The 24,807-nt window shown below is 32.7% G+C and carries 20 protein-coding genes and 1 tRNA gene; 13 read left to right on the top strand and 8 right to left on the bottom strand.

Annotation, left to right across the window (positions count from 1 at the left end; genetic code table 11):
- Positions 1 to 208: 208 nt before the first annotated feature.
- The 4 genes from ACUN3A_RS13545 to ACUN3A_RS13530 all read left to right on the top strand — a co-directional run bounded on the left by ACUN3A_RS13545 (position 209) and on the right by ACUN3A_RS13530 (position 3,910).
- Positions 209 to 538, top strand: coding sequence for a PadR family transcriptional regulator (locus ACUN3A_RS13545; protein WP_325260687.1), 330 nt, complete (start codon positions 209 to 211; stop codon positions 536 to 538).
- 5 nt (positions 539 to 543) lie between these two features.
- Entirely contained in the window at positions 544 to 2,250 is a 1,707-nt protein-coding gene (locus ACUN3A_RS13540) for a PspC domain-containing protein (RefSeq protein ID WP_445551807.1), read from the top strand.
- A gap of 2 nt (positions 2,251 to 2,252) precedes the next feature.
- Complete coding sequence (locus ACUN3A_RS13535; protein ID WP_445551806.1) at positions 2,253 to 2,990, top strand: head GIN domain-containing protein; 738 nt, start codon at positions 2,253 to 2,255, stop codon at positions 2,988 to 2,990.
- A gap of 83 nt (positions 2,991 to 3,073) precedes the next feature.
- Complete coding sequence (locus ACUN3A_RS13530; protein ID WP_445551805.1) at positions 3,074 to 3,910, top strand: GIN domain-containing protein; 837 nt, start codon at positions 3,074 to 3,076, stop codon at positions 3,908 to 3,910.
- 239 nt (positions 3,911 to 4,149) lie between these two features.
- On the opposite strand, the gene trxB is transcribed toward ACUN3A_RS13530, so the two are convergent.
- Positions 4,150 to 5,097 (bottom strand): thioredoxin-disulfide reductase, encoded by a 948-nt coding sequence (gene trxB / locus ACUN3A_RS13525; protein WP_445551804.1) that lies wholly within the window; start codon positions 5,095 to 5,097, stop codon positions 4,150 to 4,152.
- Positions 5,098 to 5,505: 408 nt separating this feature from the next.
- Here trxB and ACUN3A_RS13520 point away from each other — a divergent pair, with 408 nt between their 5' ends.
- On the top strand, positions 5,506 to 9,255 hold the full coding sequence (locus ACUN3A_RS13520) for a hybrid sensor histidine kinase/response regulator transcription factor (RefSeq protein ID WP_445551803.1): 3,750 nt from the start codon (positions 5,506 to 5,508) through the stop codon (positions 9,253 to 9,255).
- Between the two features lie 450 nt (positions 9,256 to 9,705).
- The gene (locus ACUN3A_RS13515) at positions 9,706 to 11,808 is read left to right on the top strand and encodes a rhamnogalacturonan lyase family protein (protein WP_445551802.1); all 2,103 of its coding nucleotides are present in this window, start codon (positions 9,706 to 9,708) and stop codon (positions 11,806 to 11,808) included.
- A gap of 145 nt (positions 11,809 to 11,953) precedes the next feature.
- Here the strand turns inward: ACUN3A_RS13515 and ACUN3A_RS13510 are convergent.
- Together ACUN3A_RS13510 and ACUN3A_RS13505 are read right to left on the bottom strand one after the other, a co-directional pair.
- A tRNA-Pro gene (locus ACUN3A_RS13510) sits at positions 11,954 to 12,028 on the bottom strand.
- Positions 12,029 to 12,273: 245 nt separating this feature from the next.
- Positions 12,274 to 13,035 carry a LuxR C-terminal-related transcriptional regulator gene (locus ACUN3A_RS13505; RefSeq protein ID WP_445551801.1) on the bottom strand — a complete coding sequence of 254 codons (762 nt, stop codon included), beginning with the start codon at positions 13,033 to 13,035 and terminating at the stop codon, positions 12,274 to 12,276.
- A gap of 303 nt (positions 13,036 to 13,338) precedes the next feature.
- Here ACUN3A_RS13505 and udk point away from each other — a divergent pair, with 303 nt between their 5' ends.
- The 6 genes from udk to scpA all read left to right on the top strand — a co-directional run bounded on the left by udk (position 13,339) and on the right by scpA (position 18,593).
- Positions 13,339 to 13,947 carry a uridine kinase gene (gene udk, locus ACUN3A_RS13500; protein ID WP_445551800.1) on the top strand — a complete coding sequence of 203 codons (609 nt, stop codon included), beginning with the start codon at positions 13,339 to 13,341 and terminating at the stop codon, positions 13,945 to 13,947.
- 114 nt (positions 13,948 to 14,061) lie between these two features.
- Positions 14,062 to 14,385 (top strand): FtsB family cell division protein, encoded by a 324-nt coding sequence (locus ACUN3A_RS13495; RefSeq protein ID WP_445551799.1) that lies wholly within the window; start codon positions 14,062 to 14,064, stop codon positions 14,383 to 14,385.
- 93 nt (positions 14,386 to 14,478) lie between these two features.
- Positions 14,479 to 15,843, top strand: a complete 1,365-nt coding sequence (locus ACUN3A_RS13490; protein WP_445551798.1) for a methylmalonyl-CoA mutase subunit beta — start codon at positions 14,479 to 14,481, stop codon at positions 15,841 to 15,843.
- 68 nt (positions 15,844 to 15,911) lie between these two features.
- A complete protein-coding gene (locus tag ACUN3A_RS13485; protein ID WP_445551797.1) occupies positions 15,912 to 16,148 on the top strand; it encodes a hypothetical protein in 237 nt (78 codons plus the stop codon).
- The gene (locus ACUN3A_RS13480; protein WP_445551796.1) at positions 16,138 to 16,434 is read left to right on the top strand and encodes a type II toxin-antitoxin system RelE/ParE family toxin; all 297 of its coding nucleotides are present in this window, start codon (positions 16,138 to 16,140) and stop codon (positions 16,432 to 16,434) included. The genes ACUN3A_RS13485 and ACUN3A_RS13480 overlap by 11 nt, the downstream gene beginning before the upstream one ends.
- Before the next feature lie 32 nt (positions 16,435 to 16,466).
- The gene (gene scpA, locus ACUN3A_RS13475; protein WP_445551795.1) at positions 16,467 to 18,593 is read left to right on the top strand and encodes a methylmalonyl-CoA mutase; all 2,127 of its coding nucleotides are present in this window, start codon (positions 16,467 to 16,469) and stop codon (positions 18,591 to 18,593) included.
- A gap of 93 nt (positions 18,594 to 18,686) precedes the next feature.
- On the opposite strand, the gene ACUN3A_RS13470 is transcribed toward scpA, so the two are convergent.
- The 5 genes from ACUN3A_RS13470 to dapF form a co-directional block, all read right to left on the bottom strand.
- Positions 18,687 to 19,322 (bottom strand): peptidoglycan-binding protein LysM, encoded by a 636-nt coding sequence (locus ACUN3A_RS13470; protein ID WP_445551794.1) that lies wholly within the window; start codon positions 19,320 to 19,322, stop codon positions 18,687 to 18,689.
- A gap of 677 nt (positions 19,323 to 19,999) precedes the next feature.
- Positions 20,000 to 21,040 carry an endolytic transglycosylase MltG gene (gene mltG / locus ACUN3A_RS13465; protein WP_445551793.1) on the bottom strand — a complete coding sequence of 347 codons (1,041 nt, stop codon included), beginning with the start codon at positions 21,038 to 21,040 and terminating at the stop codon, positions 20,000 to 20,002.
- Positions 21,041 to 21,051: 11 nt separating this feature from the next.
- Positions 21,052 to 21,612, bottom strand: a complete 561-nt coding sequence (locus ACUN3A_RS13460) for a GNAT family N-acetyltransferase (RefSeq protein WP_445551792.1) — start codon at positions 21,610 to 21,612, stop codon at positions 21,052 to 21,054.
- 6 nt (positions 21,613 to 21,618) lie between these two features.
- Positions 21,619 to 22,143: an ORF6N domain-containing protein gene (locus ACUN3A_RS13455; RefSeq protein WP_445551791.1), complete on the bottom strand. Its 525-nt coding sequence runs from the start codon at positions 22,141 to 22,143 to the stop codon at positions 21,619 to 21,621.
- Positions 22,144 to 22,215: 72 nt separating this feature from the next.
- Positions 22,216 to 22,998: a diaminopimelate epimerase gene (dapF, locus tag ACUN3A_RS13450; protein WP_445551790.1), complete on the bottom strand. Its 783-nt coding sequence runs from the start codon at positions 22,996 to 22,998 to the stop codon at positions 22,216 to 22,218.
- A 260-nt stretch (positions 22,999 to 23,258) separates the two neighbouring features.
- Here dapF and ACUN3A_RS13445 point away from each other — a divergent pair, with 260 nt between their 5' ends.
- Positions 23,259 to 24,659, top strand: coding sequence for a trypsin-like peptidase domain-containing protein (locus ACUN3A_RS13445; RefSeq protein ID WP_445551789.1), 1,401 nt, complete (start codon positions 23,259 to 23,261; stop codon positions 24,657 to 24,659).
- The last annotated feature ends 148 nt before the right edge of the window (positions 24,660 to 24,807 follow it).

Genomic DNA, 24,807 nt, shown 5'->3' with positions numbered 1-24,807 from the left:
TCATCAATATGGAAAGGAATATAATCACCGACAACAATTTCTTTTCTAAAATAATAAGTAGTTACTAAGTTGCTGAGATTCTAAGTCGCTAAGACCTAATCAGTCAAATTAAAAAAACTTAGATTCTTAGAAACTTAGCAACTCAATTAAAAATCATCAATCAAAAAATGAACAGTTTAATCAACAAATCAACTCAAATTAAAGAATTATGAACATTGAAAACACTAAAGCCCAGATGCGTAAAGGTGTTCTTGAGTTTTGTATCTTATCTGTATTAAAAGAAAAAGACGCTTATACCTCGGAAATATTAGACACTTTGAAAGACGCTAAATTATTGGTAGTGGAGGGAACTATTTATCCGTTATTAACTCGATTAAAAAACGACGGACTACTCAACTATCGTTGGGAAGAATCTACCTCGGGACCACCTAGAAAATACTATGGACTAACCGAAATTGGACAAACTTTTTTAAACGAATTGGATGGCACTTGGACTGAATTGTCTAATGCCGTAAACTTAATAACCAACCAAAAATAATAGTCATGAACAAAACTGTAAATATAAACTTAGGTGGAATGTTCTTTCACATTGACGAAGATGCATACCAAAAATTGACCCGTTATTTTGAAGCAATAAAACGTTCGCTGTCAAAATCATCTGGACAAGAAGAAATTATAAAGGATATCGAAATGAGAGTTTCGGAATTATTGACTGAGAAACAAAAAAGCGAAAAACACGTAGTTACAATTAGAGAAGTTGACGAAGTTATCGCAGTAATGGGACAACCTGAAGATTATATCATTGAAGATGATGGTCCAAACTCATCAGCAACAAATGATTTTTATGCTCCTAGAGCTCTAAAAAAATTGTACCGTGATAAAGAAAACGGAATGATTGGTGGTGTTGCAACAGGTTTAGGTCACTATTTTGGAATTGAAGCCGTTTGGTTAAAAGTCATATTCCTGATATGCGTTTTTGCTGGATTTGGAACTGGAATTGTAGCTTATATTATTCTATGGATTGTGACTCCAGAAGCAGTAACTACAACCGAAAAGCTAGAAATGACAGGAGAACCTGTTACCATTTCCAACATTGAAAAAAAAGTTCGTGAAGAATTTGACAATGTTTCAGATAAAATAAAAAATGCTGATTATGACAAATATGGTAATCAAATAAGATCGGAAGCTGGGAAATTGGGAAACGGTTTTAGCGATTTTATCATGACTGTTTTTAAAATCTTCGCAAAGTTTTTAGGTGTGATTTTAATTATGGGCGGATTATCTGTACTCGTGTTACTTTTTATTGGAGTATTTACTTTAGGGACTAGCGTTTCTATTGATTTTCCTTGGCAAAATTATATAGAAGCCGGTAATTTTACAGATTATCCTATTTGGGTTTTTGGTTTATTAATGTTCCTTGCAGTAGGTATTCCGTTCTTTTTCATGACTTTATTAGGTTTCAAATTATTGGCACCTAATATGAAATCAGTTGGGAATATTGTAAAATACACTTTACTAGCTGTTTGGTTAATAGCGGTTTCGATTGCCATTTCTATAGGCATAAGACAAGTATCAGCATTTGCAGTTAATGGAAGAACCGTTCACAAAGAAACAATCCCTCTTCATGCAAACGATACCCTTTATATAAAATTCAGACACAATGATTATTTTGCCAAAGATGTTGATGACCGAAAGGATGTAATGATTACAAAAGATTCGTTGGACAACGACATTATTTATTCTAATCAAGTAGGAATCAGAATTGAAAAATCGGATGAGAAATATGCCTACATCCAAATCGAAAAAGAAGCTAAAGGAAGCTCATTATCAGAAGCCAAAAAAAGATCGGAAGCCATTCGTTACGGGTACCAAATCATCGGAAACAAATTGATATTAGACAATTACTTAATCACAGATGCGAAAAACAAATTTCGCGACCAAGAAATAGAAATTACACTATTCTTACCAAAAGGCACTCTATTAAAACCAGATGATTCTATGGCTCATTATGATCGTACCAATGGTGATTATTTTTTATGGAATCCTGGAAACAACGAAATCTACAGAGTGGAACAAGATCTTATAGAATGCATAAGTTATGAAGAAGACAATCATAACGATGATAACGAGTCTAATATCACTATTAATAAAAATGGTGTAACAATAGAAGGTGATTCGACTGTAAAAAGTAAAAAGAATTTTAAGGAATTGAAAATCAACAAAGATGGTATAATTATTAAAACCGAATAGTCATGATAAAAATATTCGCATTAATTACCAAATTCATTGTTATTACATTAATAGCACTCTTATTTGGTTCTTGCAATCTAAAAGGACAGAATTCTATAAATGGAAGCGGTAATGTTACTACCGAAAACAGAGCGGTTACAAACGATTTTAAAAATGTAGTAGTAAGCAATGCTTTAGATCTTGAAATCGAGCAATCTGATAAACCAGAAATAACTGTAATTGCGGATGATAATATACAGAAAGAAATCACCACAACTATTGAAAATGGTGTACTTACAATTTCGAGCAAAACAGGCAACTATACTGATATTACTTCTAAAAAAATAATTGTAAAAATGCCTGTTATTGAAGGATTAGAAGCAACATCAGCCTCAACAATTATGAGCAAAACAACACTAAAAGGAAATAGCCTGACTTTGGTTTCAGCGAGTGCGGCATCTATTCTTGCCACGGTAGAATTTGAAACTATTCAAGTGACATGTACTAGTGCTAGCAATCAAACTATCAAAGGAAAAGCAATCCATTTAGAAACGAAATCTTCTAGTGGTTCGGTTTTGGATGCTAGCGGATTATTAGCAAATGAAATCATTGCAAAAGCTTCTAGCGGATCCTCAATGTCTGTTTCTCCAATAGTGAATTTGAAAGCAAATGCTTCTAGTGGCGCAAATATTGCTTACAACAAAATTCCAAAATCACTTCAAAAAGAAGAACATTCTGGAGGAAGTGTTCACCAAGAATAATCAAAAGCATTAAAATTCATAAAAAATCATCCATCAAAAATGGGTGATTTTTTTATATTTGCATCGAACCCAAACCATACAAAATGAAATATTCACACCTAGTTATTTTTTTCTTTTTAGCTACAACTTTGTCCATTGGTCAAAATAAAGAAAAAATAAAAGGATCTAAAGTCGTAGTCGAAAAACTAATAGAAACCGAAGCATTTACCGCTTTGGAAATTGAAGACAACCTAACTGTATTTTTAGAAAAAGGAGATAAAAACGAAATTAAAATTGAATCCGATGATAATCTTCAGGACGTAATTTCTTTTGATATCAAAGAAAAAACACTTCGTATTTATACTTCTAAAGAAATTAGTAGTTTTAAAAAATTAGCTATAAAAATCAAATATACTAATGATTTGAAATCGGTAACTGCCAAAAATATCGCTATTATAAATGCACTTGAAGCCGTTCAACTAGATGACATTACCTTTAAATCATTAGATTATGCCAAATTATATTTAAATGTAAATTCAAAAAGCTTCAACTTATTTTCAGATGATAAAACAAAGGTTGAATTAAATTTAAAGGCCGAAAAATCAAAAATTCAACTGAGTAAAAATGCTCAAATCAAAGCGTTAATCACCACAACCGACCTCTCATTTGACATGTACCAAAAAGCAACTGCAACGATTGAAGGAGAAAGTACTAATGCCACTTTACGCCTAGATAATGACAGTGCATTTACTGGATCTCGATTCACAATTCATAATGCTGATGTCACTACAGAAAACGCTACGGTTTGTAATTTGATGGCAGATACGACTCTTATTATTGATGCCAATAATACTTCGAAAATATATTTACTTGGAGCACCAAAAATTGAAGTACGTAAGTTTCTAGGAGAAGCACAATTGATTAAAAAAGCGAAGTTATAAGTAAGTCGAAAGTTTAAAAGTTGTAAAGTCAAAAGACTAAACAGCAGTTATAACAACTAAAAAAAACAACTAATTACATTTTTATCAGATTTTAAAATACGACATTATACTACGCTTATTACTTAATGCCTTTCTTTTAAAATATTTTGAATAAAATAACAACAACTATTTTTGACTACATTACCATAAAAAAAGTCCCAATTTAAAAAATTGGGACTTTTATATTTTAAAGTAACGTTTTAATGTTTTGCTGCCAAATATCTTTCGGCATCAAGAGCTGCCATACAACCTGTACCTGCCGCAGTAATTGCCTGACGGTACACATGATCTGCAGCATCACCCGCAACAAAAACACCTTCTACATTTGTTTTTGAAGTCCCCGGAGTATTTACAATATATCCAGTTTCGTCAAGAGTAAGATAGTCTGCAAAAATATCAGTGTTTGGTTTGTGACCAATAGCTGCAAAGAAACCAGTGGCAGGAATATCAAAAATATCGCCTGTAGTTTTGTTTTTTGCTTTTACACCTGTAACTACTTGACCATCTCCTAAAATTTCAACAGTGTCGTGGTTCATCAAAATAGAAATGTTTTCTGTTTTGCGAACGCGTTCTTCCATAATTTTAGATGCTCTAAATTTATCAGAACGAACTAACATTGTTACTTTAGAACATAATTTAGATAAATAATGTGCTTCTTCACAAGCTGAATCCCCTGCTCCAACGATTACAACTTCTTGATTTCTGTAGAAAAATCCGTCGCAAACCGCACAAGCTGAAACTCCACCACCCATTTTTAAATAATGTTGTTCCGAATCTAATCCTAAATATTTAGCAGATGCACCAGTCGAAATGATAACTGTTTCGCAATGCAATTCGATTTTATCATTAATCCAAACTTTGTGAATATCACCGGAAAAATCAACTTTAGTAGCCCATCCATCTCGGATATCAGCACCAAAACGTTTTGATTGTTCCTGCAATTGTACCATCATTTCTGGACCAGTAACTCCATCAACATAACCTGGGAAATTTTCAACCTCATTCGTTGTAGTCAATTGACCACCTGGCTGCATTCCTTGGTATAAAACTGGATTCATGTTGGCTCTAGCTGCATAAATTGCTGCAGTATAACCTGCAGGGCCAGAACCTATAATAAGACATTTTATTTTTTCGATTGTATCAGACATAATATTTGTATTACTTTTTTAAACAGCACAAAAATAAGTTTTTATTATTGGAAAACTATATTAAAATAATCAGTTTTTATTATTCCAATATAGACATGTAAAGAATCAAATAAATCATCTCTGTAGAGTCATAAAACAACAACTTTACCACATAAATTACCATAATAATCACCTCTCATTAGTAGTCAGACAGTACAGGATACTTATAATTATAGAGCATCTTATTTTAGTCTTATTTTTCCGAATTACAAAAAGAATAAACTTTCTAAGTGTTTAGAAATCAAAATCATTCTAGATTGCTACATAAATAGCAACAAAATAAATTTTACTGTATAGTGATTTAATTGCACCAAAACTTTACCTCAACGCAATCCGTTGTGTAAAACCAAAATTATTAGAACTATTATTATGAAATTAAAACAATATACTAAGATTTTATTATTCCTTTTTTTTGGATTGATATCATGTGGCTTGTTTGCTCAAGGACCAATTGTGAGCTTTGAACATATTACGTCAGATAATGGACTTCCTCAAAATACTGTTCTTGGGATTGTAAAAGACAAATATGGTTTTATGTGGTTTGGTACCTGGAATGGTCTTTCTCGTTTTGATGGATATTCTTTTAAAACTTATAGATACGACCCTAAGAATAAGAAAAGCATAAATAATAACAGAATTCAAACCATTGTACTTGATAAAAATCAAAATTTATTAATACGAACTTTTGAAAACGATCAATTATGCCGCTATAACTATGAGCATGATAATTTTGATCGGTTTGATAAAAATAAAATCAATAACTCGCTTTTTGATTGGAGCGACAGACGAAAACATGCTGAATCAGTCAGAGTCAGATATAAACACTTCATGTGGAATATCGATTTAAAAACAAATCTTCTGATAGAAACAAACACTACATCTGGAAAAAGAAAAACATATAATAAAAGCTCTTCTGACAACGAGGATTTAAACGACCCACATGTTACAGATATTTTCAAAGACAATCATAATATTTTATGGGTAGGCACTTATAGTAGCGGTATTAATAAAGCCAATTTAAATGCCAAGCCTTTTACACATATTAACCATAATCCTTCAGTTTCCGAATCATTGATTGATAAAAATGTCATGGCAATTTGCGAAGACAAGGCTGGAAACGTATGGATAGGCACAAGAGATAGTGGAATTACAATAATGGGAACCAAAATACGCCACATCCAAAAATCTACTAAATCAATAAGCAACAATCAGATAAGAGCTATTTTTTGTGATTCGAACGGCATTGTATGGATTGGTACCAAAGAAGGCCTTACTTCCTATAATCCGTCAACTAATGTTTTTAGGGATTTGTCTAAAGAATTAAATTATAAATCTGTATTTAATATAACAGAAGACAAAGAGCATAATTTACTAATCGCTTCTTGGCAAGGTTTCTATAAATATAATGCTGCACTTGATAAATTCAGTCATTATGACGCTGAGAAACTAATGATTCACCCACACACAAAGGTAGCAATACAGGACACAAAAGGAAGAATATGGGTAGGATGTGAAGGCGAAGGAGGAGCCACTGGAGGAATCAATCTATTAGCTCCTATTAAAGGTGCAGATGGTTTTAGACTTGTAAACCATTTTCTTCATAGTGAAAACAAAAACTCAATAAGTGATAATCGTATTAACTGTATTTATGAAGATAAAAGCGGAATTATTTGGATAGGAAGCGGAAATGGACTCGATAAATATGATCCACTACATAATCGTTTTAGTAATCTTTCTACAGATAATCAATTTCCAAAATCTCCAGTAGTCGCAATATTAGAAGATGATAAAGGCTATTTATGGATTAGTCATAAAATGGGAATATCACGTTTGCACAAAAAGAGCCTTAAAGTACGAACCTATACATTACAGGATGGCTTACAAAGTAATGAGTTTTCTTGTGGGGCAGCTTTTAAAAGCAAAACACATAATAAAATGTATTTTGGCGGAAATAATGGCTTTAACGTTTTTAATCCTGATAGTATTCTTACTGAAAAAACGCTTCCGAATACTGTAATTACTGATCTGGAAATATTAAACCATCGTGTAGCTATAAATGAAAAAGTGAATGGACGAGTGGTACTTACTAAACCACTATATTTAACCAAAGAAATTCAACTTAATAATGAAGACAAAAGCATTTCTATAGAATTTGCAGGTTTGCATTATTCTAATCCACAAGCTAATAAATACGCTTATAAACTTGTAGGATTTGATAAAAACTGGATATATACTGACGCTAACAGAAGATATGCAACATATTCTAATCTGAATTCTGGAAAATATACCTTCAAAGTTATATCCTCTAATAGTGATGGGGTTTGGAATCTAAAGCCTGCTATATTACATATTGAAATGTTGCCTCCGTTTTGGGCGAGTACTTGGGCCTATTTATTCTATATAACCATAGCATTACTAACTCTATTGGCATATCATAGATATTCTACAAGGATTACACTGCTAAAATCAAAATTAGCATATGAAGCTCTTATTCATAAGCAGGAGCATGAACTTCATCAAAATAAACTACAGTTTTTCACCAATATTTCTCATGAAATTAAAACACCACTTTCCTTGATTTTAGCCCCATTAGAAAGACTTCTTGGATTACATACTGAAAACCAAGCTATTTATTCCCAACTGTTAACTATGAAAACCAATGGTGATCGACTCCTTAAACTCATTAACCAGCTCCTTGATTTCAGGAAGTTTGAAACAGCCAATTTAAAGTTAGATTTACAAAAACAGGACATCATAGCCTTCTTATCGTATGTTGTAGAATCATTTAAAGATAGTGCCGCTTTAAAAAAAATACAATTGACTTTTGTACATGATATTGATAATTTCCATTTTATTTTTGACCAAGATAAACTAGAAAAAGTACTTTCTAATCTATTATCTAATGCATTAAAATTCACTCCTTCTTCAGGATGGATTAAAGTACAATTTTCGGTTTCTGATAATGATGAAACCCAATATGCAATAATCGAAGTCATAAACTTAGGAAATAAAACAATTTCTGAAGCTGACAGTGAAATCATTTTTCTTCCTTTCCAACAAGCGAATAGTAACAATCGCAGCGGAACAGGTTTAGGGCTTGCTTATAGCAAAGGACTAGTTGAATTGCACGGAGGCCTTATCAGTGTTAAAAGTAGATACCTAAATGATGATGAAATTCATTCTCAGACTACATTTAAAATAGAACTTCCTCTGCTACTCGAAAAAGAAAGTTTACTTGTGGAAAGAGAAAATATCATAGAACCAAAAAGAGCAACAGAAGAGTATCATTTATTTAATAATGAATATATTGATACAAAAACAGTTGATTCCAAAAAATCACTCACTAATAAATCTCAGATTATTTTATTAGTTGAAGACAATGAAGATATGAGAGCCTATCTTAAAGAATATTTTTCAACTTTTTATACTGTTATTGAAGCCAGCAATGGGATAAGAGGATTTGATATTGCTTTAAATGAACTTCCTGATCTTATTATCTCTGACGTAATGATGGATGAAATGGATGGATTTGAATTTTGTAGCAAAATAAAAAGCGACATTAAAACTTCACATATACCCGTTATTCTTCTTACTGCCAAAACGATGCTTGAAGCAGAAATTCAGGGAATAGAAACTGGAGCAGATGATTACATAACCAAACCTTTTAATCTTTCCCAACTTTCTGCAAAGGTCAAAAACTTGATTATTTCAAGAAACAACCTTAAAGAAAAATACCGCAAGAAAATATCATTGGAGCCAAGCACAGAGATACCTATGTCTAATGACGAAAAGTTATTGCAAAAACTTCTTGAATTTATAGAGCAAAACATCTCAAATCCTGAACTTAGTGTAGAAAAAATCTGTATTGGTGTTGGAGTTAGCAGAAGTCAATTGTATAGAAAAGTTAAAGAACTTACAGGACTTAACCTCTCCGAAATGCTTAAAGAGATACGTTTAAAGAAAGCAAAACAGTTATTTTTAGATAGTAACTTCACCGTTTATGAAGTAGCTACTGCTGTGGGTTTTTCCGATATAGATTATTTTAGAAGATGTTTTAAATCAGAATTCGGTATGTCTCCTACTGAGTACAAATCGATAAATTTAAAACAACAGGACTAACTGAATAATACATCTCTTAAAAGTTTATTTCATCAATCCCACAATTTTATATTGGCATAAAAATCGGAAGTAATATGAAACTATAACAATTAAGGCTATTGATCAATTTTGACTGTTTTTAATCAAATAAAAATCTACTATTAATTATCATTAATAAAATGCGTTTCATATAGATAAATCAAAATCCTTCTTATTATACTTCAATTAACCAATAACATAATTAGTAAAATTTTAGCTTTAAAATTTTACTTAAAATAAAAAAAACTTTAATTTTTTTAATAATTCACTACTATTTAACCTATTTACCATTTTTTACTGGCAGTTAGGAACGATTTTTACGTATGTTTTTTAGGTCTTTATTTTATTTTTGTCATTTAAATTTTACAGGAATTAACACTCAAAAAATAAGTAACCCAAATAAATTAATAAATATTTCAAACCCAAAAAACTATGAAAAAAACTACGTTTTTAGTAATGCTATTATTACTACAATTAAGCATCCTGCATGCACAGAGGAAGATGGAAAACCTAGGACGAGGTGTTGTTGCAGTTCGCACTAGTAACAGCATTTTTGTCAGTTGGCGTCTATTAGGTTTAGACCCTTCAAACATTGGCTTTAACCTATACAGATCTACAAACGGTGGTACAGCCGTAAAACTTAACAGTACTGTTTTAACAGCAGGCACTAATTATAACGATACTACAGCAAACCTAACATTAAAAAACGCCTACTATGTTAGACCAGTAATAGGAAGTACTGAACAGGCAGCAAGTGCAGCTTATACAATAATTGCAAATGAGGAAGTCAAGCCATGCTTTACTGTGCCTGTAAAAACTGGTGCAGCAATCCACTTTGTTTGGGTTGGTGATCTCGATGGTGATGGTGAATACGATTATGTACTAGATCGTATTGGTGACGCTTCAGGTCATAGCAAAATAGAAGCCTATAAACGAGACGGAACATTCTTATGGGATATCGATTATGGTCCAAATAGCGTTAATCAGGACAACATTTCTCCTGGGTCCGCAACAATTGACGTAGGTAATTGGGACGGAGTTACCGTTTATGACCTTGATGGAGATGGTAAAGCAGAAGTAATATCTAAAATAGCAAATGGCGTACGCTTTGGAGATGGTTCAACATGGAGCAACAGCAGTGATACAAAACAATGGATAGCAGTACTAAACGGACAAACTGGCGCTTTAAAAAGTTACATCAGCGTACCTAGTGATTATATTACCACAGGACCTTTGGCTTGCAATCTTGGAATCGGATATCTTAATGGAACAACACCAAGCATAATAGCTAAATTTAAAAATAGAAATGCCGACAAATCATTTAACCTTATGGTGTGTGCTTTTAAATATAGTGGCAGCAACACCACCTTACAATGGAAATGGTTAAGAGGCAATACTAATGCTCCAGATGGACATCAAATAAGAATAATAGATGTCGATGGCAATGGTACTGATGAAGTTTGCGACATTGGTTACTGCCTTAATAGTGATGGTACATTACGTTATGAACTAGGAAGTCAAGGCGTTGTACACGGAGACCGTACCCAAATAGGAAAACTTGATCCTAATGGCGCTGGTATGCAAGGATACGCTGTACAACAAGACAATGCAAGCGGATTATTGGAGTATTATTATAGCGCTAGCAATGGAAGTATGATTTGGAAACATTATGGCACAATTGCAGATGTAGGACGCGGTACAGCAGCAGATATAGACCCAACATATAGTGGTTTCGAGGCCTGGTCTTTTTCTGGTATGTACAATTTAGCTTCTAACACAAACATAACCGCTACCAACCCTTATCCTAACTTCAGAATATGGTGGGATGGAGATTTACTGAGTGAAAACCTACATGATGGTAAAGTTGAAAAATGGAACTATACTAGCGCTACAGTTTCTCGTTTACTTACTTGCTGGAGTTATGATACTTCAATAGGAAGTGACCGAGATGCACCATTATTTTATGGAGATATAACAGGAGACTGGCGTGAGGAAATAGTAATGCATAACGCAACTGATTCTCAATTGGTAATCTTTACCACTAACACCCCTTCTACCACAAGGCTTTACACATTAGCCCATAATCCTGCTTATAGAAACTGTATGACTTTAAAAGGATACATGCAATCGCATCAAGCTGATTATTTTTTAGGTTACAGAATGACTACACCTCCTACTCCTAACATTACCTATGCTGTAGGTACAGGTAAATACGGCCTAGATTCTGATAAAGATTTAATATCTGAGACAGATACAAGTTCTATTAATACGTCAGATACAAATTTCAGCATATATCCTAACCCAATAATTGGCAATGATATCAATATCAAATTATACCTTGATACCCGATCAGACGTAAACTTCACATTAACTAATCTGCAAGGTCAAAAAATATTTGAAAAAGAATTAGGCGAAATAGAAAAAGGCAATAATACTTTAACAATAAATAGTACTGAAAATTTACCTTCAGGAACGTATATAGCCACCGTAAAACATAACGGAGAAATACATTCTATAAAGCTATTAAAAAAATAAAACTTCTAAATTATTAAAATAGAAAGCACAAAAACTGCATTGTTTTTGTGCTTTTTTATTTTAACATTCTGTATCAAAATCCTTGGTTGTCTTTTTAAAACTAAACTGCATAAAAAAACCTCCTTGGTTCACAAGAAGGTTTTAGTCGGGGTGGCAGGATTCGAACCTGCGGCCTCCTGCTCCCAAAGCAGGCGCGATAACCGAGCTACGCTACACCCCGTAACGCGGGTGCAAATATAAAACTTTTTTTTGCTTATCCAAAGCTATTCTCCAAAATAATAAATAATATTCTTTTGAAGAAAAAAACAAGTTTTATATGATAGTACCCTAAAAGACTTTAAACCAAAACGAAACGCTTCTATTCTTATAAATAAAATCATGTATCATCCTAAAACTAGCGTAATGATTATGCAACGTTTTCATCTTGACTGTTTTTAGTTAATACTATCAAATTGAAATAATCAACTAAATCACTCCCTGAAGAATACAATTTTTAACCAACTGAGCCGTATTTTTACAAGCAGATTTATTCAAAATATTTTTGCGATGTTTTTTTACTGTCAAATCACTAATAAAAAGTTTTTCAGCAATTTCGATGCTACTTAACCCATCAGCTATACTTTTAATAATATCAATTTCTCGTTTAGAAAATTCAATTGCATTTTTAATATTGTCATTTGGTTTTAAATCCATATAAGATGGTTCACCGTTTAACCCAATAAGCGAACTTTTATAAATATTCTGATTTGTGAGATGATCAATTCTGGTATGTATATTAAGTGACTTTCCATATCCTCCATCCCCATCTAACGTTAACATCAGTGACTGATGGTTAAGCATTCCGTATGTTCCTTCTTTCATCATGGATCTGAAACAATAATTGATCTTATAATTTAATAATTTTTGAGCTCCAATATTATTATAAAAAAAATCATTAAAAAAAGCTTCTGTTTGTGCCACAAAAGGCATATCATCTGGATGTATTGTCCCCAAGACATCATTGAAAGTAACCACATCAGGATCAAAACCATGAATATCAGAAATAGATGAACTTACATTAGAAATAGACATATCATAAAAATCTACAATATAATAATAGAAAGGCCCTGTGCTAATAATAGAGTTAGTGAGGTTATCAAAAGTAATCTGAGAGAATTCCGTATTCTCCTTTGATCTATTTTGAGTATCCATCCAAACATCATGAAGTTTTTGTATTTCTTTTGTCATAATTTTTTTTAAAAGTTTACAATAGATAGATAATACTGATTAATAGCTGTTTATAATTAAATTTTAGTTTCCTCCTCAAAAACTAAAAATATAAAATTTTAACAGAAAAAATAACACATTCAATTACAATTTAGCATTTATCAAGTTATTTTAATTCAAACTAAATACTAAATTCATTGAATGTTTTTTTTAATCAAAAATTATTCAAATTCATTTCTTCAAAATTCAGTAACGTCATAAAATTAATCCATCCAGCTAAAACAATTAATCCTTATTTTTGCATCATAACAAACAAATCATTTTATGCTCATCATTGGAATTGCAGGAGGAACAGGGTCAGGAAAAACGACAGTAGTACATCAAATCATGAATGAACTACCAGAGGCCGAAGTTGGAATTATTTCTCAAGATTCTTACTATAAGGAAACACAGGATCTAAGTTACGAAGATCGCTCCAACATTAATTTTGATCATCCAAGAGCAATTGATTTTGAGTTATTGGTAGCGCATCTCAAAGAATTAAAAGCAGGTAAGACTATTAATCAACCCGTTTATTCTTTTGTACAACATAACCGAACTGATGACGTTGTTGTCACACATCCTCGAAAAGTGATGATTGTAGAAGGCATCCTAATCCTAACTAATCCAGAATTAAGAAGACTTTTTGACATCAAAATATACGTACACGCTGATTCAGATGAACGATTAATTCGACGATTAAAAAGGGACATCGCAGAACGCGGAAGAGACATGAATGAAGTTTTAAACCGTTATCAAAACACCCTAAAACCAATGCATGAGCAATTCATCGAACCGACCAAAGCTTTTGCTGATATTATAATTCCAAACGACCGCTTTAATACAGTAGCCATAGATGTAGTTCGAGCGGTAATTAATCAACGTATTTTGTAATTTTGTTGTAATTTTATTGCATCATAGAAATGCAGCAAAACTTTTAGGCTTTATAAAACTAAAGTTATACCAAACAAAATTTCACTTTTCTATTAAAATTAGGCATAAACCCCAATGAAGAACCCATTTAAAGACAATTATTGGTTTAAATTTTTGAGTAACAAATACGTTTGGGTATCGTTATCATTTTTGATATGGATGGTTTTCTTAGATAATTACTCTTATTTTGAACATCGATTTTTAGACAAACAAATTGATGGACTAGAAGAAAATGCTGCTTATTATCAAGAAGAAATCAAAAAGGATGAAGAAAATATCAAACAGCTAAAAAACCCTATGCAAATAGAGAAATATGCTCGCGAAAAATACTATATGAAAAAAGATAGCGAAGATATTTATATCATTCAATTTGATGGTGATACTGTAAAGAAAAAATAATCTGGTTGCCAATTTAACAATCGGAACAATGTTTTGAATATACAAATACAAGAGTTATTTTGTTCTCATTACTTAAATCTAATCACAATTAAAATGGCCAAGAATTTATTCGATGATTTCAGTCCAGTTTCTGCAAAACTTTGGAAACAAAAAATCCAATTTGAACTCAACGGAGCCGATTATAATGAAACTTTAATCTGGAATTCTCCCGAGGATATCAAAGTGAAGCCATTTTATGATAAAGAAGATTTAACCAAAATACATTCTGTTTCCACAAAAGTTTCTCAGTTTAAAATTTGCCAAAACATCTTTGTATTTGATTTTAACAAATCAATCGAAAAAGCTTTAGACTCTATTAATCGTGGAGCCGAAAGTATTCGTTTTACCATTCCAGAAGAAAGCGTAAACATCAGAAAACTATTGGATCAACTTCCTTTAGAAAAAATTACTATTTACTTTCATTTTCGATTCCTTTCAATCGATTTCGTCAAAAAGATTGATGAAATAGCAAAAGAAAAAAAAGCAACAATCTTTTGTCTTTTGGACCCAATTGGGCAATTGTCTAAAGATGGAAATTGGTATCAAACAAAAGAAAAAAATAATTTTGATACCCTAAATATACTTTCTACAGCAACGACATCACTTTCACTCATTAGCATTAATAGTAGTTTGTACCAAAATGCTGGAGCTAATATGGTTCAACAAATTGCATACAGCCTTGCTCATGCTAATGAATATTTTAATCGAATAGCAATTATAAACAAGCCTATCGTTTTTCAAATATCAGTGGGAGCCAATTATTTCTTTGAAATTGCAAAACTTAGAGCATTCCGAATACTGTTTAAAATAATAGCTCAGGAATATCAACATAATCTAGATTGCCATATTATAGTTACTCCAACAAAACGCAATAAAACCATCTATGATTATAATGTCAATATGCTTCGAACTACAACCGAATGTATGAGTGCAGTTCTTGGTGGTGCCAATGCAATTGCCAATTTGTCTTATGATGCTTTGTACCACAAAGACAATGAATTTGGAAATAGAATTGCAAGAAATCAATTGTTGATTTTAAAAAATGAAAGCTATTTTGACAAAATAGATAATCCAGCAGATGGCAGTTATTATATTGAAAATTTAACCCATCAACTAGCTGAAAAAGCATTAGCGTTATTTAAAGATATAGAAACCAAAGGCGGATTTCTAAAACAATTGAATGAAGGCGTTATTAAAAGAAAAATTCAAGAAAGCGCAGATGCAGAACAGGCTTTGTTTGATTCTGGGAAAGAAACTTTATTGGGAACCAATAAATACCCGAACAAAAATGACAAAATGAAACAGGATTTAGAATTGTTTCCATTTGTAAAAATCAAACCTAGAAAAACATTAATTACACCAATAATCGAAAAACGATTGGCAGAAAAACTGGAACAGAAACGATTAGCAAATGAGTGATAAATGATTGATTTCCAGCAATAACAACAAACGATAAAAAAACTATCTTTACAGTATAAAAAAATATCATGGAAGCAATTAGACAAATAGTTACCGTAAAAAACCATCAAATCAATATCACTTTACCGCTTGACTTTATTGCAGATGAAGTAGAAATCATCATTTTTCCAACAGATAAAAAAGGAATTACTATTCCGGAATGGCAGATAAATGAAGTTAGAGAGAGAACAACCGAATATCTAAAAGACCCATCAATTGCACAAGACTTTTCTGAAGCCATGAAAGAAATTGAAGATGAATTATAATCTAAAAATTCTTGAAGCTTCTAAGCAAGACATAAAAGAAATTGCACTTTGGTATAAAAATAAACAAAGTGAATCTGGAAAAAAATTTACTAATGCTGTAAAAAAAGAGGTAAGTATTATACATAAAAATCCACTTTTATATCAAATTCGGTATGATGATGTTAGAATTGCATTTACAGAAAAATTTCCCTATTCAATCCATTTTTCAATTTATCAAACTACAATTGTTATAAAGGCAGTTTATCATACTTCCAGAAATTCTAAAATCTGGATTAATCGAGATTAATTCTAGTAATGAATTTCTATTACTTTAATAAAATGAAAAGAAAAGATTTACAGCATATAACACTTAAAAAAGATTTTCAGTCTGCAGTCTGCAGTCTGCAGTCTGAGAACTTTCTAACAGCCGAGGGAATTGAACTTCACAAAAAGTACACGGAAAAAGATATAGAAACGCTCGAGCATCTTGACTTTGCAGCTGGCTTTGCACCTAACTTACGTGGTCCTTATGCGACTATGTATGTACGCAAACCCTGGACAATTCGCCAATATGCAGGCTTCTCTACAGCTCAAGATAGCAATGCTTTTTACAAACGAAATCTTGCCGCAGGACAAAAAGGACTTTCCATTGCTTTTGATTTACCCACACACAGAGGTTATGATTCAGACCACGAACGTGTAGCTGGCGATGTTGGAAAAGCGGGAGTAGCCATCGATACTGTTGAAGACATGAAAGTATTATTCGACCAGATTCCACTCGATGAAATGTCGGTTTCTATGACTATGAATGGTGCTGTTTTACCAATTATGGCTTTTTATATTGTGGCTGCCGAAGAACAAGGTATCAAACCTGAACAACTTTCAGGAACCATTCAAAATGATATTTTGAAAGAATATATGGTACGTAACACCTATATCTACCCTCCTACTCCTTCTATGAAAATCATTGCTGATATATTTGAATATACGAGCAAAAAAATGCCAAAATTCAATTCTATTTCTATCTCTGGCTATCACATGCAAGAAGCTGGAGCAACTGCCGATATTGAATTAGCATACACACTTGCAGATGGATTAGAATACATTAGAACAGGATTGTCAACTGGTATGAAAATAGATGATTTTGCTCCTCACCTCTCTTTTTTCTGGGCAATTGGCATGAACCATTTTATGGAAATTGCAAAAATGAGGGCTGCCAGAATGATTTGGGCAAAACTGCTCAAACAATTCAATCCTAAAGATGAAAAAACATTAGCACTTAGGGCTCATTGTCAAACATCAGGCTGGAGTTTAACAGAACAAGACCCATTCAACAATGTAACTCGAACCTGCATAGAAGCTACTGCAGCCATTTTTGGAGGAACACAATCTTTACATACCAATGCACTCGACGAAGCAATTGCATTACCAACAGACTTCTCGGCACGAATTGCCCGAAATACGCAAATCTATTTACAAGAAGAAACCAAAATCACCAAAACAGTAGATCCTTGGGCGGGAAGTTATTATGTAGAAAGCCTGACTAATGAAATTGTAGAAAAAGCTTGGAAACTGATTGAAGAAGTGGAAGAATTAGGCGGAATGACCAAAGCGATTGAAACTGGTATTCCAAAAATCCGAATTGAAGAAGCTGCAGCCCGCAAACAAGCTCGAATAGATAGTGGACAAGATATTATTGTTGGCGTCAACAAATACCGATTAGAAAAAGAAGATCCATTACAAATTCTAGATGTAGATAACCAAATGGTTCGGCAACAACAGCTAGAACAATTAGATCATATAAAAGCAACCAGAAATTCAAGCAACGTCAAAGTATCTCTTCAAAAATTAACCAATTCTGCTCAAACGGGCGAAGGGAATTTATTAGAAATTGCTGTCGAAGCTGCTAGAAATCGTTGCACATTGGGAGAAATTAGCAATGCTTTAGAGCAAATTTTCGGAAGGTATAAAGCACAAATTAAATCTTTTAGCGGAGTTTATAGCAAAGAAATGAAAGATGACAAAAGCTTTGAAAAAGCAAAACAACTAGCAGACGACTTTGCCAAGCAAGAAGGCCGTCGTCCAAGAATAATGATTGCCAAAATGGGGCAAGATGGTCATGATCGTGGTGCCAAAGTAGTTGCCACAGGCTATGCCGATATCGGTTTTGATGTTGATATTGGATCCTTATTTCAAACTCCAGCCGAAGCGGCGAAACAAGCTGTGGAAAACGATGTGCATATCCTTGGTGTATCTTCACTTGCCGCTGGACACAAAACATTAGTTCCACAAGTAATCGAAGAGCTAAAAAAATACGGCAGAGAAGACATTATGGTAATCGTAGGCGGAGTAATACCCACACAAGATTATCAATTTTTATTTGATGCTGGTGCTGTAGCCATTTTTGGCCCTGGAACTAAAATTAGTGAAGCCGCCATCAAAATATTAGAAATTTTAATCGATTAAAATTTACTAACGGAAAATAGGTTTAATTAAAAAAAAGCGTCCATTTGAAATAATTTCAAATGGACGCTTTATAATTTAAAAGTTAAACATCGTTTAATCAACGCTTGCGGTACTATTGGCTTGAATAAAAGAAGTATCATAACCTCCAAATTTCACCAAATAACTCCCCAAAGAAGTACCATAAATATCCCTAAAAGAACGCTTCCCTTTGTATCTGAAATACTTTTTAACGGTACCAGGACCAGCTAAATGTGCCGCCGCCAAAATTCCAGATTCGGTGATTCGGATTCCGTTCAAAACGGTTCCTTCGTACTTTTGGATGATATGTCTCAGCATCCATTTGTTTTGAGATAAAAGAGCTATAAAAGCTTTTTCTTGCATTTTTGGACTATTTAGAAAAGCTAAACTATCATGAATACCGATAGTTTTTAAAGTTTCAACACCAAATTGGTATTTTCCTAAATAACCAAGAGAATTAATTTTTCTGTATTTACCTTGCGACTCAAGAAAGCCTATGGCTTCTTTATAACCAATAAAGAAAGTTCCAGTATAGGGAATTTCAGAATTGGTATAATCAGTCTCATTTAATGATGGTAGTAAGTAGGATGTATCATCTGTTTCGTGAATTAGAAACCATGGGGTTGATTCTAATTTTGATGGTTTAAAACCTGAGCTTAAAAAAGCTACTACTACAATTAAACTTGCGTAAAAATACCATTTTTTTATCATAAATAAGTTTTCTTCAAAACGCTGTCCCGTTAAGAAATTTCTATGCCCAAAGATACGACTTAAAAAATAAAGCTGAAAATCAAGGCTTTAAACTTATCAACTTTTTAAATAATACCTAGTTAAGGCACTAACTGCGTGGAAGTTCTCATTTTGAAATAAAAATAAAAAAAACGAAAAATCACTAAATTTTGAACCCAAAAAGATATACTTATTCTTATTAAAAAAAAGACAAAACGTCTCAAAAAAGCATAATTAGACCTAAATGATTACATTTTCTTCAATTTACTATAACGTTTGAGATGAAAAAATAGGAATTCTTAATCTATCTATTTAATTTTTGGGCATGACCACAAGGGTCGGGCTGTCCATTATATCTTTTCTTTTCCAAAAAAAGGAAAAGAAAAGGATGCCATTTCCATCCCTCATGCAAATCTGGTTTCATAATAGCTTTTTGTGTAAAAATTTAGATTAGTTTTTTACAATTTCAGTCTGCAATTCCGCTATTAAAGTCATTGCGAGGAACGAAGCAAACACACTAACAAATTTAACCCAAACAATTGATGCTGTAAATGAGATTGCTTCGTTCCTCACAATGACATACAAAACCAAAAAAAGCTTCAAAACTGTCCTAAAACACCCTTGAAGCTTTTTTTAAATTTCAACAACGACTCTATAAACTATCGCTGTACGCCTTGACTATTAATCCAATCCGAATATTTTTTAGCATTTACATTGTGTTCTGCCAAAGTCGCTGCAAATTCATGATATCCAAAACGATCTACACTGGCGCAGAAATAGATAAAATTATGCTTTTCAGGATTTAAAACAGCTTCAAGAGCCGTAATATCTGGCATTGCTATCGGACCTGGAGGAAGACCAATATTTACATACGTATTATAAGGGTGTTTCATAATCAAATCATTATAAAAAACTCTTTTTATCACTTGATTAAAATCATTAGACTTCTTTTTCATTGCAAAAATAACCGTTGGGTCAGCTTGCAAAGGCATTCCTAATCCCAATCGATTCAAATAAACACCTGCAATTCTTGGTCTTTCATCTTTTTTAACCGACTCTTTATGTACTATCGAAGCCAAAATAGTAGCTTGAATAGGTGTTAAACCTTGTGCTGCTGCTTTAGTTATTCTTTCTTTGTTCCAAAAATTATGGTATTCTTTAATCATTTTATCGCGAAACTTCACCGCCGAAGTATTCCAATAAATATCATACGTATTCGGAATAAACATTACCAACACATTTTCTTCAGTAAAACCATTTTCTTTCAAAAAAATAGAATCCTTAAATGTATTTAAAAGTTCCAAACTATCTGGCTCGATTTGAGAACCAACACGCCCTGCTAAATTCTCTATACGTTCTTGGTTATTAAAAGCTAAACTAACAGGATCATTGAACTTCATCGCTTTGACTAACTCATAACTGTTCATTCCACTTTTCAACAAAAAACGACCCGCTTTTACGTTTTCAGGATAACTTGTTTTTCCAGCAACCAATTCAAAGCGATCCATATTTTTTACATAAGGAGCAATTATTTGCTTTGCTTGCTCATAATTTGAGTTTGTAGGTACATAAACGTACACCTCTTTTTCTGTAAACTTGGTGTTACCACTAAAAATTTGATACATCAAAACAAACCCGTACACTATCAAAACTGATATTAATACAACAGATACTAATGATACTATTTTCTTTAGATTCAAAATATAAAAATTTAAAATTGCTGCGCCAGTTCGCTGTCGCTCGTGTGATTATTTATTAATTGAAAAACGGCTTCATCCTTGTAAACTCCATTGACCAAAGTCCAATCTTTTTTTACGCCGATTTTTTGAAAACCAAATTTAGTAAAAAGAGCAATACTAGCTTCATTTTCACAACCAATATTTGCATACAATTGATGCAAATTAAGATTATAAAAAGAATAATGAATCAATAACTCTAAAGCTTCTGAACCAATCTTCTGATTCCTATTCTCATCCTCCTGAATTACAATACCTACGCCTGCTCTATTGTTTTTTGGATCAAAATCAAATAGATCAATTAATCCCAAAGCTGGAAAATCCTGATCCTGACAAATCGCTAATCGCAATTGTTTAGCTTCGTAAATATCCTGATGGGCATTTTCTAAATATTGTTTTACTAAAAACCGACTATAAGGTGTTTGCGTATTACTCACTTCCCAAATACGCTGATCATTTTCGATAGCATAAATAAACTCCAAATCACTGGGTTCAAGTGCTCGAATGTATATGTTGTCGCCTTTTAATGTTTTCATTAAGAATTAATCATTTTTATATCCAATTTTTTTTCTTGGCTCATTATTTTCTTTTTTATCAATAAGCTCATCAAGATAATTGAAAACTAACTCAATGTTTTTAGAATGATTAGAGAGTTTCTTTTTAATCTCCTCTATTTCAAGCTTCATACTCAAACTATCAGTAAGCATTTCTCTTATTCTGGTAAAAACCCTAATAATTTGTATGTTCACTTTAATTGCCGTTGCACTATTAAGCACGCTTGACAACATTGCAACGCCTTGCTCAGTAAATGCCATTGGTAAATATCTTGTACCTCCCCAATTTGAGGTGCCAAATTGGCTCCTCAAATTATCAAACTCTTGTTGATTTAGTTCGAACATAAAATCTTCTGGAAATCGTTCCATATTTCTACGAACTTGCCTTTTTAGCTGTTTGGTTTCAACAGCATACAGTTCCGCTAAATCTTTATCAAACATTACTTTCTGATCTCTTATTAAGTAAATTTTACTGCTAATAATATCGTCAGGAATGGTAATTTCATTATTCATAACATCTATTTACGTGTAGAAATATTTTTTTTGCATCTTAAAAAAACCTAGGAACCTCTGCTTCATTTTTTCTTAAACCTCTATAGTTCCTTTAAATACAAATTCTGCAGGGCCTTTCAAGAAAACATTAGTAAAACCATTTTCATTTTTATCAAATGAAACCACTAATTTTCCTCCTTCAACATTAACATTAATAGCAGTTGCATTTGTTTCGCCAGTAGCATTCATAGCGATGGCAACCGCAGTAGCTCCAGTACCACAAGCCAAAGTTTCATCTTCTACTCCTCTTTCATAAGTACGAAGTGCAAAAGTAGTTTCATCTATTTTTTTCACAAAATTGATATTACTTCCTACTGCACCATATAATTCACCATAGCGAATTGCCGCACCATTCTCTTTCACATTGTAGTGCTCTAAATCTTCCACAATTTGTACATGATGTGGTGAACCTGTATTCAAGAACGAATAATCCTCCTTAATATCGATTGTAGGGACATCAATCATTTGCAACGAAACCAACCCATTATCTTCAAATGATGCGTGATGCAAACCATCTGTTGCGATAAAAGTTGTTGCATTTTCTATAACGTCTAAATCTTTGGCAAAAGCCACTAAACAACGACCTCCATTACCACACATTGAACTTTGATTCCCATCGGAGTTGTAATACACCATTTTAAAATCGGTATCCGTGTCGTTTTCTAACAAAATAAGTCCGTCTCCTCCTATTCCAAAACGTCTGTCACACAAATGAGCGATCAATTGTATATTGTCTTTTGGAAAAAAGCCTGAACGATTGTCAATCATAACAAAATCGTTCCCAGCACCTTGATATTTATAAAATTCTAATTGCATTTTTATTTCAATTTTAGCACTACAAAAGTACAAACTATTAATGAATTGTTAATCATTGTTAAAGAGCGTTAAACCATATTGTTCGAAAAAAAAAATCTACTAAATTCGTAATGAAATAACTAATAATATTGAGAAACTGAGTTTCTGAGTTGCTAAGACACTAAGCCTTTATTTTATAAAAGAAAGAACGAAATAGCTACTCATTTATTTTAAGTATTACCAACATTACTATTTACAACCAATTAAAAACAAAAAGCAAAATGAAACAAATTTCAAAATTATTCTTGGTATCCTTGTTAAGTGGCGCAACAACCCTTGGCGCATACAAATTATTATTTGACAACAATGGTTACTTTTCTTCAAACAAAAATGGAATTACAACACTTGCTCCTGAGTCTTACGCAAGGCAAACGAGTTTAGGTGCCGAAAATGTGGACTTTACAACTGCGGCAGACAAAACCATTCATACGGTTGTACACGTAAAAAACGTTTCGGTAAGAACAATTTCTAATCCTATAATGGAATATTTTTACGGTTATGGCGGACAGCAACAGCAAGAGCAAGTTGGAACTGGTTCGGGCGTTATTATTTCGGAAGATGGTTATATCGTTACGAACAATCACGTTGTGAAAGACGCATCGGATATTGAAATCACATTGAATAACAAAAAAACATACAAAGCAAAACTCATCGGGACCGATTCTAAAATGGATATTGCTTTGCTAAAAATTGATGCCGATGAAAAACTGCCGTATTCCACATTTGCCAATTCTGATTCGGTTAAAGTGGGAGAATGGGTATTGGCAGTTGGAAATCCGTACAATTTAACTTCAACAGTAACTGCAGGAATTGTTTCGGCAAAAGCCAGAAATCTGGATACGCGAGGCATACAATCTTTCATACAAACAGATGCAGCCGTAAATCCAGGAAATAGCGGAGGCGCATTGGTAAATACTCGTGGAGAATTAATCGGAATCAATACTATGATTTCGTCAATGACAGGCTCATATGTAGGATACTCTTTTGCAATACCTTCAAATAACGCCCGAAAAATAATTGAGGACATCATGGAGTTTGGCAATGTACAAAGAGGAATTCTAGGAGTTGAAGGTGGTGAACTAAACGGAACTGCATCCAAAGAATTGGGCATTATGCAAACTCAAGGTTTTTACATTAACAAAGTAGCTAAAAACTCTGGTGCCGAAAGAGCAAAACTGCAAAAAGGTGACATTATCATCAAATTAGACAATCAGGATATTGCTACTTTTGCGGATCTTTCAGGTTATGTAAACACAAAAAGACCAAATGACAAGATACAAGTAACCATTATTAGAGAAGGCAAAAATATTATTGTACCAGTTATATTGAGTAAAAACGAATCTTTCGCTACAGAATTTAAAGGAATCGAACTGGAAAATATTGATGTTGCCGACAAAAAGAAATTCAAATTGGATTATGGCGTTAAAATTAAATCTATTACCAACGAAAACTTAGCGCAATACACCAATGAATTAGTTGGAAATATCATTTTGAGTATTGATAATGTGAAAGCTACCAATATTGAAACCATTTCTAAAATTTTGAATAATAAAGATGAAAAACAAAGTATCCGTATTGAAATGATTAATAAAAACGGAGAAGTGATGCGAATCATTATCTAAAAAGTTAAAACACTAAATCTAAAGCCAGTTTACAAAATGTAAGCTGGCTTTTTTTATTTCAAAAAAAAGTTAAAAAAAGTTACGAAATCGATTGAAATAAGTAATTTTGCGTTGATTTTTAAAAATACGTAACAAATATTGTATTTTT

The organism is Flavobacterium sp. WC2509 (genome assembly GCF_052683105.1).
The sequence above is the reverse complement of the archived record's forward strand: the minus strand, read 5'-3'. Positions and strand labels throughout refer to the sequence as shown.